The following is a 15998-nucleotide window of genomic DNA, read 5'->3' as shown; positions in this document are numbered from 1 at the left end:
CGCTCACCGCCGCGCGGCGTAGAGCGCGGCCACCTCGTCCGCGTACTTCTCCAGCACCCGCGAACGCCGGACCTTGAGCGTCGGAGTCAGTTCGTCGCCGACCTCGAACTCCGCGGCGAGCACGCGGAAGCGCTTGATCGCCTCCGCGTGCGACACCGTCGCGTTCACGTCGTCGACGGCTTCCTGGAGCACCGCGAGAAGGTCTCCGTCGTCTCGCAGGTCGGCGACGGTCGCTTCGGGCGGTTTCGCCCGGTCGAGCTTCCACTCGGCGAACGCCGCGGTGTCGAGCGCCAGCAGCGCGCCGACGAACGGCAGCCGGTCCCCGGTCACCACGCACTGGTCGATCAGCCAGTGCGCCCGGAGCGTGTCCTCGAACCAGGCCGCCGCGATGTTCTTGCCGTTCGCGGTGACGAGCAGGTCCTTTTTGCGGCCGGAGACGGTGAGGAACCCGTCCTGGACCGAGCCGAGGTCGCCGGTGCGGAACCACCCGCCGGCGTCGAAGGCCTCGGCGGTCTCCGCCTCGGCCCGCCAGTACCGGGCGAACACCGCGGGCCCGCGCACCAGAATCTCGCCGTCGGCGGCGATCCGCACCTCGGCGCCCGGGATCGGCTGACCCACGGTGCCGATCCGTTGCGCGCCAGGGACGTTGAGCGTGACCCCGGCGGTGGTTTCGGTGAGCCCGTAGCCTTCGAGAATCCGGATCCCGGCGCCGCGCAGGAAGTGCGCCAGCCTCGGCGCGAGAGGCGCGCCTCCGCTCACCGCGTACTCCACCCGTCCGCCGAGCGCCGCGCGCAGCCGCCGGAAGACCAGCAGGTCGAAGAAGAACCGGCGCACCGACAGCACCGGCCCGGGCCGTTCCGCTTCGCTCCAGGACACGGCGGTCCGCTCGGCGGCCCGGAAAACGCGGCCCGCGAATCCGTGGCCGGCTTCCCGCTCGGCGGTGTCGCGGAGCTTTTCGAAGAACCGGGGAACGGCGGCGACCGCGGTCGGCCGGAACGAGCCCAGCGCGTCCGGCAGACGCGCCAGGTCGCCGAGGTGTCCCGTCCGGGCTCCGGCGCGCACGGCGGCGAGCAGGACGACTCTGGTCAGGATGTGCGCCAGGGGCAGGAACAGCAGGACCGAGCTGCCCGGGGTCAGCACCGCTTCGCTGATCCCGGGCGCGGTGAGCGTGCCGTGCACCTCGGCGAGCAAGTTCCGGTGGGTGAGCACGCAGCCCTTCGGCCTGCCCGTGGTGCCTGAGGTGTACACGATCGTCGCGGGGTCGTCCGCGACGATCGTCTCCCGGCGGGCCGGCAGCACCGCCGGATCGACGGACGCGCCGCCGGCGCGGAGGACGGCCAAGTCCTCGCCGTCCATCCGCCAGACCCGGCCCGCCCCGGACATCACCTGCGCGCACTTGTCCCCGAGGGCGAAAGCCGCCACCGCACCGGAATCGCGGAGAATACGATCGGCCTGGTCCCCGGAAGCGGTGTCGTAGACCGGAACCGAGACCGCGCCCGCGGTCCAGATCGCGTAGTCGCAGAGCGTCCACTCGTAGCTCGTCGCCGCCATCAGGGCGACGCGGTCGCCCGGCCGGACCCCGGCCGCGACGAGCCCGAGAGCCAATGCGCGCACCTCGGCGGAGAACTCGGCAGCGGTGACGCCGGTCCAGCCCTCCCCGGTCTCGCGGCAGAACAAGACGCGCCCCGGTTCCCGCGCCGTCAGCTCCGCGAGATCGTCCGTGATCGCCGCAGAGTCCCCGATCGACAGGCCGGCGGGTTCCGGCTCGCCCGGCGCGGTCATTCCGGAATCGGCTGCCGGCGAGACCGGAGCCCGGCGCCCCACGCTCGGGCGCGTTCGGCTTCTCCGGAGGCCAGTTTCGTCTCGTCTCCCTCGACCTCGACCACGAAACTCGCCTCCGGCGCCGCGGGCGGATGGCCGAGGCCGCGCAGGAGTTTCGCCGCGGAGTGCGCGGCCGAACCGGTCAGCCAGCGCGGTTTGCCGAGCCGGGTGTCGAACACCGCGGTGTCCATCGCCGGGGGCAGGACGCCGAACCCGCCGAGCCATTCCCGCATCCCGGGCTCGCGGGTGCGCGTGCCCTCCGTGCTCTGCGCGGCCGCCGCCTTGCGCGTCGACCGGCGGCTCAGCCCGTGCGCGTGCGTCGGAGCCCCGACCACCAGCAGGTCGTAGCCGTCGAGTTTCCGCGGCGCTCCGTCCACCGGGAACAGGTCCGCGCAGTCCAGTCCGTCGGCGACGGCCCTGGCGACTTCCTCGGTAGTGCCGAACATGGACTCGTACACGACGATCGCGCGCATCGCGGACCCCTTTCCTCATCGAATCAGTGCGGGCTGGCGCCGGATCGGCATCCGGGCCGCGACCTCGCCGGCAAGACACGACAGCGCCGCCGAGCACCGGACCTCGACCGGGACCGGGCGGCGCAGCAGGCGCGCCGACTGCGGCAGCCACGCGAGGTCGCGCGCGAGCCTGGCCCGGGCCCTGGTCAGATCCTGGCTGCCGACCCGGCGGCCGTGCAGCATGACCGGAACCAGAAGAGCTTCGCCGCCGGGGCGGGATTCCCTGGCCAGGGCGAGCACGTCCGGACCGCCGGTGCGAAACCGGTACACCTGTTTCGCACCGGGCAACGTCCGTTTTCCCGCCGAAAGTTTCATGACCGGCCGACCGGCGTATTCGACCAGCTTGTACGCGGTGTCCAGCGCCGGCGCGTCGGCCGAGACGCCCACCGCGGTGCCGACGCCGTACGCGTCGATCGGCGCCCCGGCAGCCGTCAGCCGCTCGAGTTCGTATTCGTCGAGCCCGCCGCTGGCCATGATCCGCGCGGCCGCGAGCCCGGCGTCGTCGAGCATCCGGCGCGCGGTCCTGGACTGCGCCAGCAGATCGTCCGAGTCCAGCCGGATTCCCACGCTCGCGGGAGCCAGGCCGAGTTCGCCCGCGACCTCGATCGCGTGCGCGATCCCGCGCACGGGGTCGACGGTGTCGACCAGAAACACCGGTGCGGCCGGGAAATCCTCCGCGAACGCGCGAAACGCGTCGAGTTCGCTGGGGAACGCCTGCACATACGAATGCGCCATCGTTCCGGCGGCGCGCAGACCGTGCCGGAACGCGCCTTCGACGTTGCTGGTGCCGCGGAAACCCGCGAGAGCGGTCAGCCGGGCCGATGCGAGCGCGGCGCTGGCGCCGTGCGTACGCCGGGCGGAGAAGTCGATCAGCTCCGCGTCCGGCGCGGCCAGCCGGCACCGGGCCGCCTTCGTGGCGATGGCGGTCGTGAACGTGATCGTGTTCAGCAGCACGGTTTCCACGAGCTGGGCTTCCGGCAACGGCGCGGTCACTTCCAGCAGCGGCTCGCCCGCGAACACGACCCGTCCTTCCGGCACCGCGCGCACGTCACCGGTGAACCGCAACTGGGACAAGGCCTCGACGTCGGCGGCGGGCAGACGGACACTCTCGCGCAGGTAGCCGAGTTCCTCGGGCTCGAACCGGAAGCCGTGCAGTTCGGCGAGCGCCTCGTCGAGGCCGGCCGCGACGAGGAATCCGCGCTCGGGCGGAAGGTTTCGGGCGAAGAGGCTGAACGCGGCCGGGCCGGTCATCCCCCGCCGCAGGTAGCTGACCGCCATCCTGATCTCGTAGAGGTCCGTGCGCAGCGCGTTCATCGCGGTCCCGCCCCTTCCGGTCGATCCCCGCTCAGGATGCGGCGGCGAGAACGAAACGCGGGAGAGCCGCAAGTCCCTCGCCCGCACGACGACGGTCCCGGATCCGCGCGCTCGTCCCTCAGTCCCCTGACCCGGGGTCTTTGGCCCCTTCCGTGCCCCGCCTCCGTCGCGTTGGCTGGGCGCAATCCGACGAGAGGCTCCTGGCATGCAGACCGTGGACGTCGGCGAACTGGCGGTATCGGCCTACCGCACGGTCGCCCCGGACTGGATCCTCGACGCGCTCGGCACGGTCGCCGAGCGACTGCGCGGAGCCAGGGTGCTGCACCTCAGCGCGACCCCGTACGGCGGCGGCGTGTCGGAACTGCTCCGCTCCGCGATCCCGCTGTACCGGGACCTCGGAGTGCACGCCACGTGGAAGATCGTCAGCGGCGCGCCCGCGTTCTTCGCGGCCACCAAGAAACTGCACAACGCGCTGCAGGGCGCGACTGTCCCGCTCACCCTCGCCGAACGCGCCGTCTACGAGGAGACCGCGCGGCGCAACGCGGCCGAGGAGAGTTTCCGCGACTGGGACTTCGTGTTCGTGCACGACCCCCAGCCCGCCGCCGTTTTGTCCTTCGCGGACAAGGCGAAGGCGAAATGGGTGTGGCGGTGCCACATCGACACCTCCCAGCCCCAGCCGGAAGCGTGGGACTACGCGGCCAAGTTCGTCGACGGCTACGACGCGACCGTGTTCACCCTCGCCGCGTTCGTCCCCCGGTCGCTGGCCGCCGACCGCGTCGACGTCATCCCGCCCGCCATCGATCCGCTCAGCCCGAAGAACCTGTCGCTGGACGACCGGACCGCGCACGCCGTGCTCAACTGGATCGGCATCGACCCGGCCCGGCCGCTCATCACCCAGGTCTCCCGGTTCGATCCGTGGAAGGACCCGCTCGGCGTGCTCGAGGCCTACCGGCTGGTGCGCGACGAGGTCCCCGGGCTCCAGCTCGCCCTCGTCGGGTCGATGGCGCTGGACGACCCCGAAGCCTGGGACGTCTACCGCGCCATCAGCGACGCGAGCCGGGCCGATCCGGAGGTGCACGTCTTCACCAATCTGACCGGCGTGGGCAACGTCGAGGTCAACGCCTTCCAGCGGACCTCGAAAGCGATGGTGCAGAAGTCGGTCCGCGAGGGGTTCGGCCTGGTGGTGTCCGAGGCGCTGTGGAAGAACACGCCGGTGGTGGCCGGACGCGCGGGCGGCATCCCCCTCCAGGTCGCCGACGGCAGCGGCGGCGTCCTCGTCGGCTCGACGGAGGAGTGTGCCCGGGAACTGTCGGCGCTGCTCGCCGATCACGCCCGCGCGGCGGCCCTCGGCGCGTCCGGGCATCAGCGCGTCCGCAGGCATTTCCTTCTTCCGCGGCTCGTGCTCGACGAGCTGACCTTGCTGGACGGCCTCGCGCACGGCGACCCGCCCGGCGCGCTGATGACCCGCCACGGCGACCGCGATCCGGTCTGCGGATTGTCGCTCGTGCCGGACGACGCGTCGTTCACCGCCGATCGCGACGGCGCCCGGCACCGGTTCTGCTCGGCCGGATGCCGGGACGATTTTCTCGCGACGGCCGGGAAAGGACGATCATGACCACCCGTCGATGGCACGGCGGGCAGCTCCGCTGGAACAGCGCATCGCAAGCATGGTCGATCCTGGCGCCCGGCAGGAAGGACCGGCCGCACGTGAGCGGCCGCGAGGGCTGTCCGTTCTGCCCGGGGCCCGGAGAGGACACCCCGCCGGAAACCTGGCGGCTGCCGGACGGCGACGGCTGGCTCGTCCGCGCCGTGCCGAACCGGTACGCGCTGAGCGACCGGCACGAGATCGTCATCGAGTCACCGCACCACGACTGGGATCTTTCGACCGCGACAGTCGCCGAGGCGGCCGCGGTGCTGTCCGCCTGGCAGCACCGGCATCGCGAATTCCGCTCCGGAGCCGCGCAGATCGCGGTGTTCCGCAACCACGGCCCCGCGGCCGGGATCTCCCTGGCCCACCCCCATTCCCAGATCGCCGGTCTGCCGGTGCTCTCCGAACCGGCGCGCCGGAACCTGGAGATCGCCCGCGAGCACCACGCGCTGACCGGGCGCAGTCTCGCCGAGGACATGCTCACCGTCGAGTTGAGCACCGGCAGCCGGATCGTCTGCTCCGACGAGGAGATCGTCGCGCTCAGCCCGTTCGCCGGAACCGCGAGCTACGAGGTGTGGTTCATGCCGCGGACGTCCGCCGCCGATTTCGCCGCCGCCCCGCGCTCGACCGTCGAGGCGCTCGCCCGGAGTCTGCGTGCCGTGCTCGCCGCGCTGCGCGCCGAGCTTTCCGACCCCGCCTACAACCTCGTGGTCCACACCGCCCCCACCGGATACGAGGACGCGCCGTTCGCCTCGTGGTCGGTGCGGCTGGTGCCCCGGCTCGAGATCGCCGCGGGCCTCGAACTCGCCACCGGGATCCCGGTCGTCACCGTGGCTCCGGAGACGGCGGCGGCCAGGCTCCGCGCGCGGATCGCGCCCAGCCTGGTGTCCTGAACCAGCCTCGAGCGAAGGAGGAACGACGATGAAGACACCGCGGTTCGTCGTGGTCGGCGTGGACGGATCCAGCGCGAGCGTCGGCGCGTTGCTCTGGGCCGCGGCGGCCGCCGCGGCGAGCGGGGCGGAACTGCGGGTCGTGTCCGCGTGGCTGCACGATCCGCTGCTGGACGACCTTTCGATCGGGCGGAACGTCGACGAAGCCAGCGCCGCGCATCTGGCCGAGCTGGAGGCGTTCGTCGCGGAGACTGTCAAGGACCCGGCTGTGACAGTGCGGTGTTCGGCACCGGAAGGCGACGCGGCGAGCATGCTCATCGATCGTGCCCGCAATGCGGCGCTGCTCGTCGTCGGCAGCCATGGCAAGGGCATGGTCCGGCAAGCTCTCACCGGGTCGGTGAGCACCGCGTGCCTGCGCCGCGCGTCCTGTCCGGTCGCCGTCGTGCCGCCTCGCGCCCTGGCTCCGGAAAGCCGGCTCGGGCGGAAGATCTCGGAGGTCACCGGAAGCTGAACCGCGGCTTCGGGGAGGGTCAGCTCAGCAGGCGCCGCACGGTCCGCACCATCTCGGGGACGGCGGCGCGGACCGCCGGCGTCAGCCCGGTGCCCAGCCCCAGGTCCGCCGCCTCGACCGCGTAGACGACCAGTTTCCCCGGCATCCGCCCGAGCGCCGCGCCGAGCCGCACCGCGTCCGGGATGCCGAGTGCGTGCGACCCGCCCGCGGTGACGGTGTGCGGCCAGCGGTCCACAGTGGAATTCCAGATCCGGCCCGGGGTACTCGGCTCGCACAGCACGGCGTCGACCACGACCGCGGTGTCCGCGTCGGTCCAGGCGGCGAGCAGGCCCGCGGGCTCGCCGTCGCAGAGAACGAGCGGGACGTCCGGGATCGGATCCTCTTCGAGGGCGGTGAGCACCGCGAGCGCCACGCCGTCGTCGCGCCGGTATTCGTTGCCGACGCCGATCACGACCGCCCGGTTCATCCGTCTTCCCTGGTGAACTCGAGGAAGTGCGCCGAGCACGAGATGCACGGGTCGTAATTCCGGATCGTGCGCTCGGCCAGCGCGGTCAGCGCGGCGTCGTCGGAGTCGAGGCGTTCGTCGAGGACACGCCGCAGATCCGATTCGATCGCGGCCTGGTTCTGCGAGGTCGGCGGGACGATGTCGGCGGTTCGGATCAATCCGGCCGCATCGAGTTCGTAGCGATGGTAAAGCGTGCCTCTCGGTGCTTCGCTGACGCCGTGGCCGATGCCTTCGCGCGGCGGCACGTCGACGTATGCCCGGGCCGGCCGTTCGTAGTCGTCCAGGATCCGCAGCGCTTCCTCGACCGCGTACACGACTTCGACGCCGCGCACGAGAATGCTGCGGAACGGGTTGCGGCATGCCGAGCCCAGCCCGGCTTCGGCGGCGACTTGGCGAGCGGTCTCGGAGAGCTGGCCGGAGTTCAGGGTGTAGCGAGCGAGCGGACCGGTCAGGTAGCAGCGCCCGTCGAGTTCCGCGTGCAGGGCAGTGGAATGCGGGACCTGCTTTTCCACTACGTGCGCGGGAAATTCGCTGGGCGGGAAGGTCAGCCCGGACGCGGTCCGCAGCTCTCCGCCGGCGATCGCGTACCTTCCCGGCTCCGCCGCGGCGAGCAGGTCGTGGTCGAGTTCGAGGTCGGGGAACTCGAAGCCGGCCGCCCACCGCACGGTGGCGATCGCGTCGTCGAGGGCGCGCCGCAACGTTTCGGCCAGCGGCCGCAGTCCGGCTCGCGTCGGCAGCGAGTAGAACCCGCCGACCCGGACGTTGACCGGGTGGATCGCGCGCCCGCCGACGGTCTCCATCAGCGTGTTCCCGGCCTTCTTCAGCGCGAGGCCCCGTTCGACGAGGTCCCGGTGGCTGCTCGCGAGGGCGATCGCGTCCGGCAGCCCGAGGAAGTCCGGGGCGTGCAGGAGGTAGATGTGCAGGGTGTGGCTGGAGATCCACTCGCCGCAGTAGAGCAGCCTGCGCATTTCGGCGAGCGGCTGGTCGAGCGCGACCCGGCAGGCGTCCTCGATCGCGTTGCACGCGCTGGTCTGGTACGCCACCGGGCAGATTCCGCAGATCCGCGCGGTGATGTCCGGCGGTTCGGTGTGCGCGCGGCCGCGCAGGAACGCCTCGAAAAACCGCGGCGGCTCGTAGATGTTCAGCTCCGCGCGCTCCACCCGGCCGTCCGCGATCCGCACCCGCAGCGCGCCCTCCCCTTCGACGCGGGCGAGCGAGCTGACCTGAAGCTGTCTGCTGCGATGACTCATTTCTCCCCCGGTTCGCGTCGCGTCTCCGCGACGGTGAAGGTGCTGAACACGCGGTCCACGGCGTCCTCGCTCATCCCCCGCGAACGCAGCAGCGGGATGAGCACCGGTGTGTTGGGTTTCGCCATCGGACCGAAACAGCCGAAGCAGCCGCGCCGGACACCCGGGCACAGCGCGCCGCAGCCGGCCCGGGTGACCGGGCCGAGGCACGGCGAGCCGCCCGCGACGAGCACGCAGGTGAGCCCGCGCCGTTTGCATTCGGTGCAGACACTCGTGTCCGGCAAGTCGGGTTCCCGCCCGGCCAGCAGCGCGGTGATCGTGCCGAGCAGCTGCCCGCGGTCGATCGGACAGCCGTGCAGCTCGTAGTCCACCGGCACGTGCGCCGAGATCGGGGTCGAGGTCGCGAGGGTTTCGACGTACTGCGGGTTCGCGTACACAATGGACGCGAACTCCCCGACGTCGGCGAAGTTCCGCAACGCTTGCACGCCGCCCGCCGTGGCACACGCCCCGATCGTCACGAGGGTTTTCGAGACCGCCCGCACGTGCTGAATCCGCTCCAGATCTCCCGGCGTGGTCACGGATCCTTCGACCAGCGACAGGTCGTAGGGTCCGGGAAGCACGGTGCTGGACGCCTCGAGGAAATGCGCGATCCGCACCTGCTTGGACAGTGCGAGAAGTTCGTCCTCGCAATCGAGCAAGGTCAGCTGACAGCCGTCGCAGGAGGCGAACTTCCAGACCGCGAGCGTCGGGGCGGGCATCACAGCTCCTTCACCGCGAGCAGCGGGCCCGCGACCGTGTAGTCGACGACCGGGCCGTCGCGGCAGACCAGCAGCGGTCCGAGCTGGCAGTGCCCGCAGAGCCCGATCCCGCACTTCATCGCCCGTTCGAGCGAGACCCGGATCGCGGACGCGGGCATCTGTTTCTTCCGCAGCACTTCCGCGCACGCACGCATCATCGGCTCCGGGCCGCACAGGAACGCCCTGGTGGCCAACGGATCGAGCGCCAGCGCCGCGAGCGGCTTGGTCACGAAGCCGACCGGGCCGGACCAGCCCGCGGCCGGACGGTCGACGGTGCGGATCACCTCGACGTCGTGCCGCCGCGTCCAGGAATCCAGCTCGTGCGGGAACAGGAACTCCTCCGGGGCGCGCGCGCCCGCCACCACGACGAGCCGCCGGTAGCGGTCGCGGTCCTCCAGCACCGCGGCGAGCACCGGCCGCAACGGGCACAGCCCCGCACCGCCCGCGACGATCACGACGTCGCACCCCGCCGCGTCCTCGACGTCCCAACTGGTGCCGTACGGGCCGCGCACGCCCACGACGCACCCCGGCACCAGGTCGTGCAGCGCCCGGCTGACCGCGCCGACCGCGCGGATCGTGTGCGCCGGGCCCGGTCCGCTGACCGAGATCGCCACCTCGCCGACTCCGTGGGCGTAGAGCATCATGAACTGTCCGAGCTTCGCCTCGCCGACCGGCTCGTGCACTGGCTCCAAGCGCAGCGTGACCGAGTCCGCGGTCTCCACGACCCGGCCGGACACCCGGTACGGCACCGGAAGCATCGGCTCCGCCGTCATCCGCCCGCTCCGGTCAGCTTCGCCGCTTCCTCGGTGATGTCGATCCCGGCCGGGCACCACGCGATGCACCGGCCGCAGCCGACGCAGCCGGAGGACCCGAACTGCTCGTGCCAGGTGCCGAGCTTGTGGCTGAACCATTGCCGGTACCGGCTCGCCCCGGACGTCCGGACGCTGCCGCCGTGCACGTAGGAGAAGTCGAGTTCGAAGCAGGACGCCCAGCGCTGGCTGCGCCCGGCGAGCCCGCCGGAGAGGTCGGTGTGGTCCTCGGTGGTGGTGCAGAAGCACGTCGGACACACCATCGTGCAGTTCGCGCAGGTGAGACACCGGTTGGCGACTTCCTCCCACTGCGGGGATTCCCGGCCGTCCCGGATCGCCGCGGGCAGATCAGCGTCCGGCATCGCCCGGCCCATCCGGCCCGCCGCCGCGGCCACCGCAGCCCGGGCCTCGCCGACTTCCGACGGCGAAGCCGGGCGCGTGCGGATCCGGTCCAGCAGCCGCTCGCCTGCCGGGCTGCCGGATTCGATCACGAAACGCTGCTCGCCGTCGCCGGTGCGCTCCGTGAGCGCGAGGTCATAGCCGGGACCCGCCGCGGGCCCGGTTCCCATCGACGCGCAGAAGCACACCCCGCCCGGTTCGGTGCAGTTCACCGCGATCAGGAACAGTTCGCTCCTGCGCCGCCGGTACGCGCCGTCCGGATGCGCTCCCGCGCCGAGCACCCGGTCGAGAATGGCGATCGCGGCCAGATCGCAGCCGCGCACGCCGAGGAACGCGTAACGGACGTGCTCGGGCTCGTCCACAGTGAACCGGCCGTCCGGAGCGGCTTCGAAAAGCTTGCGTCGCGGCGGATGCAGATAGCGTTTCCACGCTTGCGGACCGGCCGAATGGGCGAATGCCGCACCGTCGTCGCGGCGGTGCAATCGGTACTGGCCGGGTCCGGTCGTGACGCCCCAGCCCCGGGGCAGCTGCGCGGCGCAGTCCAGTTCCGCCAGCACGATCGCGTCGTCGCGCACGGTCGGGCCGATCACCCGGTACCCGTCCGCGAGCAACGCGCCCACCAGCTCGTCCAGTCCGGCCAAGCCGATGGTCGCCGCGCCGCCCGCCGTTGCGTGTTCAGCTTCCACCCCGCCACTGAACCGGGACGGCGCGAACGCGGCCTAGAGCCGAAGGTCACCGGTGAACCCGATCAAGGGACCAAAGGCACTTCGCCGGATGCTTCCTGCCCCTGTCCGCCGCGGCCGTCCCCGCGAGACCGTGACGCCCGGAGCGCGCGGCGGGAGGCGGCATGGCGGACGACTGGATCGGCAGCCGGGTGCGGATCGATGTCCGGGGCACCGTGCAGGGCGTCGGATTCCGGCCCTTCGTCCACCGGCTGGCCACCGAACTGGGACTCGACGGCGACGTGCGCAACGCCGGCGGCTGTGTCGTGATCCGCTTGGCGGGCAACCGGATCGGCGACTTCCTCCCGAGGCTGACGTCCAGCGCGCCGCCGAACGCCAGCGTCACCGGGGTCGACGTGACCGGCCTGCCCTCCCGCGACCGGCTGGCCCGCGGATTCCGCATCGCGCCGAGCACCGCGGGCCAGGGCGGCGAGGTGCCCCCGGACCTGGCGACCTGCCCGGACTGCGTCCGCGAGCTGTTCGACCCGGCCGACCGCAGGCACCGCTACCCCTTCCTGTCCTGCACCGCGTGCGGCCCGCGGGCGACCATCCTCCGGCGGCTGCCCTACGACCGGGCCAGCACCTCGATGCGCTCGTTCCCGCTGTGCGCGGCGTGCGCGGCCGAATACCAGGATCCGGCCGACCGGCGCTTCCACGCCGAACCGATCGCCTGCCCGGACTGCGGGCCCCGGCTGTCGTGGTCGGCGACCCGCGGCGAGAACGCCCTCGCCGCCGCGTGCGCCGTGCTCGCCGACGGCGGAATCGTCGCGGTGAAAGGGCTCGGCGGCTACCAGCTGGTGTGCGACGCCGCCGACGAATCCGCGATCCAGCGGCTCCGTCAGGGCAAAGCACGCCCGGCCAAGCCTCTCGCGGTGCTCGCCGACGGCGTCGCCGGAGCCCGCCGGCTGTCCGCTGTGGACAAGAAAGCGGCGGAACTGCTGACGTCGGCCGAAGCGCCCATCGTGCTGCTCCCCCGCCGCCCCGGTGCTCCGCTCGCCGAGGGAATCGCACCCGGGCTCGCCGAGGTCGGCGTGTTCCTCGCGACGACACCGCTGCACCATCTCCTGCTGGCCGAACTGTCCCGGCCCCTCGTGGTGACCAGCGGCAACCGCTCCGGCGGCCCGATCGTCGCCGACGACGCCGACGCGTTCACGACGCTCGGCCCGATCTGCGACGGCATCCTCGGCCACGACCGGCCGATCTGGTCCCGCTACGACGATTCCGTCGCCCGCGCCAAACACGGCCGCACCAGCCTCGTCCGCCGGGCGCGCGGTTACGCGCCGACGGCATTGCCCCTGCCCTTCGCCACGCCGGAACCGGTGCTCGCGCTCGGGGCCCAGCTGAAGCACACGTGCACGCTGGCCCGCGACGGGCTGGCCCATCTCGGGCCGCACACCGGCGACCTCGAGAACGCCGAGACGTTCACCGCGTTCAAGCGCACCGCCGGGGATCTTCTCCGGTGGCACCGAACCGCACCGGAATGGTGCGCGCACGACCTGCATCCCGGCTACTTGTCCACGCAGTACGCCCGTCGCTGGCCCGAAAGCCGCCGCATCGCGGTGCAGCACCACCACGCGCACGTCGCGGCGACCGCCGCTGAGCACGGCGTGACCGAACCGTTCGTCGGGATCGCGCTCGACGGGCTCGGACTCGGCACCGACGGCACGTTCTGGGGCGGCGAAGTCCTCCTCGCCCGGCACCAGGACTTCCAGCGGTTCGGCCGGTTCGCCACCGCTCCGATGCCCGGCGGGACCGCCGCGGTGCGCCGCCCGGCCCGGATGGCCTTGGGCTACCTCTACGGGGCCGAATCGTTCGGCTCGCCGATCCCGGAACGCCTCGCCGCCGCCCTCCTGTCCAGAGTGGACGATCAGGAGCGGTCTGTCGTCCGGGCCACGGTGGCGCGCAACTTCAACTGCCCCCGCGCTTCCAGCGCGGGCCGGCTTTTCGACGCGATGAGCGCGTTCCTCGGCCTCTGCGACGACAACAGCTACGAAGGCGAAGCCGCCGTCCGGCTCGAAGCGGCCGCGACGGGCCACGACGCCAGCGCCCCGCTGGACTGGGCACTGCACGAGCAGGACGGCCTCTGGGTCTACGACCCAGTGCCCACCTTGTGCGACGCGTTGCGGTCCGCATCGGACTCGCCGGTCGGCGAGGTCGCCGCGAGGTTCCATCGCACGGTGGCCGAGGTTGTCGTCGCCATCGCCGCGAAGGCCGCGGCCGCATGGGGCGCCGAAGTCGTCTGCCTTGGCGGCGGGGTGTTCCAGAACAGCCTGCTGACCGCTCGCGTCCTCGCCGGGCTCGCTCGTGCGGGGCTGCGTGCGCTCGCCGGCGAGCGCGTCCCGATGAACGACGGCGGCATCAGCTACGGCCAGGCGGCGGTCGCCTGCGCCCGGATGAACGGGAGGTGAGTCCGATGTGCCTCGGGATTCCCGGCCGGATCGTCGAGGTGGCCGAAGGCCTGGCACCGCGCATGGGCACGGTCGACTTCGACGGCGTGCGGCGGCCGGTGTGCCTGGCCTACGCCCCGGAAGCCGGCGTCGGCGACTACGTGATCGTGCACGTCGGGTTCGCGATCAGCCGGGTCGACGAGGCGGAGGCCGCGAAGACCCTGGCGGTGCTCCGCGCGATCCCCGAGGCGCTGGAAAGCGAACTCGGACCGGAGGCCGCCCGGTGAAATACCTCGACGAATACCGCGATCCGGTGCTGGCCCGGAAGCTGCTGGCCGAACTGCGGGCGGCCGCGACCCGGCCGTGGGCGATCATGGAAACGTGCGGCGGGCAGACGCACACGCTGGTCCGCCAGGGCATCGACGAACTGCTGCCGTCCGGGATGCGGATGATCCACGGACCCGGCTGCCCGGTCTGCGTGACCCCGCTGGCGACCATCGACAAGGCCGTCGCCCTCGCCGCGCGCCCGGACGTGATCTTCACCAGCTACGGCGACATGCTGCGGGTGCCCGGCACGGCCGGCGACCTGCTCGGGGTCAAGGCAAGGGGCGGCGACGTGCGGGTAGTGTACACCCCGCTCGACGCGGTGGCGATCGCAAGGGACAACCCGGATCGCGAGGTGGTGTTCTTCGCCGTCGGGTTCGAGACCACCGCGCCTGCCAACGCGATGGCGGTCCTGCACGCCGCCGTGACCGGCGTGGTCAATTTTTCCGTGCTGGTCAGCCACGTCCTGGTGCCGCCTGCGATCACCGCGATCCTCGACGCGCCGGACAACCAGGTGCAGGCCTTCCTCGCCGCCGGGCACGTGTGCGCGGTGATGGGCTGGACGGAATACGAGCCGATCGCGCAGCGGTACGGTGTGCCGATAGTGGTGACCGGCTTCGAACCGCTCGATCTGCTCGAAGGCATCGTCCTCGCGGTGCGGCAGCTCGAAACCGGCCGCGCGACGGTCGAAAACCAGTATGCGCGCGCGGTCCGCCGCGGCGGCAACACCGCGGCCCAAGACGCCGTCCGGCAGGTTTTCCGGGTGACCGAAAGAACCTGGCGCGGAATCGGCCCGATTCCCGCGAGCGGGCTGGCGCTCACCCCCGCTTTCGCCGCCTACGACGCCGAGGAACGCTTTCCCGGCGGCGAAACCCATGCCGTCGAACACCCCGACTGCATCGCCGGGCAGATCCTTCGCGGCACCGCGGCGCCCACCGACTGTTCCGCCTACGGCACCCGCTGCACCCCGCTCTCCCCGCTCGGCGCGCCGATGGTCTCCGCGGAAGGAACGTGCGCGGCGTTCCACCACGCCGGACGGCGCCGGTCCACTGTGGAGGTACCGCGATGACGACCATCGACCCGGACCGCCGTTCGTGCCCCGCGCCCGCCGCCGAGACCGAACGCGTACTGCTCGGCCACGGCTCCGGCGGGCGGCTGTCAGCCGACCTGCTGGCCGCCGCGATCACCTGCGAACTCGGCGAGCCCGGCCCGCTCGAGGACGCCGCGCTGGTGGGCCGCGACCTGGTGGTCAGCACGGACGGATTCGTGGTCACGCCCCGGTTCTTCCCGGGCGGCGACATCGGCTCGCTCGCCGTGCACGGCACGGTCAACGACCTCGCGATGCGCGGCGCCCGCCCGATCGCGCTCACGCTCGCCTACATCCTCGAAGAAGGCTTGCCGCAAGCAGAGTTGCGCGCGATCACCGCTTCGGTCGCGGCGGCCGCGAGCGGCTGCGGCGTCCGCGTGGTCACCGGCGACACCAAGGTCGTCAGCCATGGCGCCGCCGACGGCTGCTATCTCACGACCACGGGGATCGGCGAACTGCTTCCCGGAGCCGTTCCCAGTGCGTCCGGAGGGAAGCCCGGAGACGTCGTGCTGCTGTCCGGGCCGATCGGAGCACACGGCACCGCGATTCTCAGCGTCCGCGAGGGACTCGAATTCGAATCCGGCATCCGCTCCGACAGCCGGCCGCTGCACGGGCTCGTCGCCGCCATGATCGAGACCGGCGGACCGGACGTGCACGCGCTGCGCGACCCCACCCGGGGCGGTCTCGCCTCCGCGCTCAACGAGCTGGCTGAAGCCTCCGACGTCACCGTCGAGATCGCCGAAGCGGACATCCCGGTGCCCGCCCCGGTCGCCGCGGCGTGCGAACTGCTGGGGCTCGATCCGTTGCATGTCGCGAACGAAGGCTGCCTCGTGGCCTTCGTCGCCCCCGGCTCCGCGGACGCGATCCTCGCCGCGATGCACGGCCATCCGGCCGGACGCGACGCACGGGCGATCGGGTTCCTCCGCCCCTCCGGAGGACCCGCGCCCGTCGTCGCCCGCACTCTCGTCGGCTCGACCCGCATCGTCGACCTGCTCATCGGCGAACAGCTCCCGCGCATCTGCTGA

15 protein-coding genes are annotated in these 15998 nt (G+C 72.2%); 7 read left to right on the top strand and 8 right to left on the bottom strand.

Translation table 11 applies throughout. The features are described 5' to 3' along the window. Window positions 1-3 precede the first annotated feature (3 nt). Genes L3Q65_RS12285 through L3Q65_RS12275 form a run of 3 tightly spaced genes read right to left on the bottom strand, consistent with a single transcriptional unit; the run spans window position 4 to window position 3647 of the window. Window positions 4-1782 (bottom strand): long-chain fatty acid--CoA ligase, encoded by a 1779-nt coding sequence (locus L3Q65_RS12285; protein ID WP_237599688.1) that lies wholly within the window; start codon window positions 1780-1782, stop codon window positions 4-6. Next, a complete protein-coding gene (locus tag L3Q65_RS12280) occupies window positions 1779-2294 on the bottom strand; it encodes a flavodoxin domain-containing protein (protein ID WP_182889466.1) in 516 nt (171 codons plus the stop codon). Before L3Q65_RS12280 ends, L3Q65_RS12285 begins: the two co-directional genes overlap by 4 nt. A 15-nt stretch (window positions 2295-2309) precedes the next feature. After that, on the bottom strand, window positions 2310-3647 hold the full coding sequence (locus L3Q65_RS12275; RefSeq protein ID WP_237599687.1) for a nicotinate phosphoribosyltransferase: 1338 nt from the start codon (window positions 3645-3647) through the stop codon (window positions 2310-2312). A gap of 205 nt (window positions 3648-3852) precedes the next feature. Here L3Q65_RS12275 and L3Q65_RS12270 point away from each other — a divergent pair, with 205 nt between their 5' ends. The 3 genes from L3Q65_RS12270 to L3Q65_RS12260 are packed head-to-tail and all read left to right on the top strand — an operon-like array spanning window position 3853 to window position 6696. Then, entirely contained in the window at window positions 3853-5262 is a 1410-nt protein-coding gene (locus L3Q65_RS12270) for a glycosyltransferase (protein WP_182889468.1), read from the top strand. Then, the gene (locus L3Q65_RS12265) at window positions 5259-6188 is read left to right on the top strand and encodes a DUF4931 domain-containing protein (RefSeq protein WP_182889469.1); all 930 of its coding nucleotides are present in this window, start codon (window positions 5259-5261) and stop codon (window positions 6186-6188) included. The genes L3Q65_RS12270 and L3Q65_RS12265 overlap by 4 nt, the downstream gene beginning before the upstream one ends. A 28-nt stretch (window positions 6189-6216) precedes the next feature. Then, entirely contained in the window at window positions 6217-6696 is a 480-nt protein-coding gene (locus L3Q65_RS12260) for a universal stress protein (protein WP_182889470.1), read from the top strand. Between the two features lie 19 nt (window positions 6697-6715). Here L3Q65_RS12260 and L3Q65_RS12255 read toward each other — a convergent pair whose 3' ends face one another. Genes L3Q65_RS12255 through L3Q65_RS12235 form a run of 5 tightly spaced genes read right to left on the bottom strand, consistent with a single transcriptional unit; the run spans window position 6716 to window position 11139 of the window. After that, window positions 6716-7162, bottom strand: a complete 447-nt coding sequence (locus L3Q65_RS12255) for a hydrogenase maturation protease (RefSeq protein WP_237599686.1) — start codon at window positions 7160-7162, stop codon at window positions 6716-6718. After that, window positions 7159-8451, bottom strand: coding sequence for a Ni/Fe hydrogenase subunit alpha (locus L3Q65_RS12250; protein WP_182889472.1), 1293 nt, complete (start codon window positions 8449-8451; stop codon window positions 7159-7161). Before L3Q65_RS12250 ends, L3Q65_RS12255 begins: the two co-directional genes overlap by 4 nt. After that, complete coding sequence (locus L3Q65_RS12245; protein WP_237599685.1) at window positions 8448-9206, bottom strand: oxidoreductase; 759 nt, start codon at window positions 9204-9206, stop codon at window positions 8448-8450. The genes L3Q65_RS12250 and L3Q65_RS12245 overlap by 4 nt, the downstream gene beginning before the upstream one ends. Then, a complete protein-coding gene (locus tag L3Q65_RS12240) occupies window positions 9206-10018 on the bottom strand; it encodes an FAD/NAD(P)-binding protein (RefSeq protein WP_237599684.1) in 813 nt (270 codons plus the stop codon). Before L3Q65_RS12240 ends, L3Q65_RS12245 begins: the two co-directional genes overlap by 1 nt. Further along, on the bottom strand, window positions 10015-11139 hold the full coding sequence (locus L3Q65_RS12235) for a 4Fe-4S dicluster domain-containing protein (RefSeq protein WP_237599683.1): 1125 nt from the start codon (window positions 11137-11139) through the stop codon (window positions 10015-10017). The genes L3Q65_RS12240 and L3Q65_RS12235 overlap by 4 nt, the downstream gene beginning before the upstream one ends. 161 nt (window positions 11140-11300) lie before the next feature. On the opposite strand from L3Q65_RS12235, the gene hypF reads away from it, so the two are divergent. From hypF to hypE, 4 genes are read left to right on the top strand one after another with little or no spacing between them, the layout of a single operon-like run. After that, on the top strand, window positions 11301-13583 hold the full coding sequence (hypF, locus tag L3Q65_RS12230) for a carbamoyltransferase HypF (protein WP_220506610.1): 2283 nt from the start codon (window positions 11301-11303) through the stop codon (window positions 13581-13583). 5 nt (window positions 13584-13588) lie between these two features. Beyond that, window positions 13589-13849 (top strand): HypC/HybG/HupF family hydrogenase formation chaperone, encoded by a 261-nt coding sequence (locus tag L3Q65_RS12225; RefSeq protein ID WP_237599682.1) that lies wholly within the window; start codon window positions 13589-13591, stop codon window positions 13847-13849. Continuing rightward, the gene (gene hypD, locus L3Q65_RS12220; protein WP_237599681.1) at window positions 13846-14955 is read left to right on the top strand and encodes a hydrogenase formation protein HypD; all 1110 of its coding nucleotides are present in this window, start codon (window positions 13846-13848) and stop codon (window positions 14953-14955) included. Before L3Q65_RS12225 ends, hypD begins: the two co-directional genes overlap by 4 nt. Then, a complete protein-coding gene (gene hypE / locus L3Q65_RS12215; RefSeq protein ID WP_237599680.1) occupies window positions 14952-15998 on the top strand; it encodes a hydrogenase expression/formation protein HypE in 1047 nt (348 codons plus the stop codon). Before hypD ends, hypE begins: the two co-directional genes overlap by 4 nt.

This window comes from Amycolatopsis sp. FU40 (assembly GCF_021903635.1).
Classification (GTDB): domain Bacteria; phylum Actinomycetota; class Actinomycetes; order Mycobacteriales; family Pseudonocardiaceae; genus Amycolatopsis; species Amycolatopsis dendrobii.
Note: the sequence above shows the minus strand (reverse complement) of the source record. Positions and strands in the feature narration are given on the sequence as shown.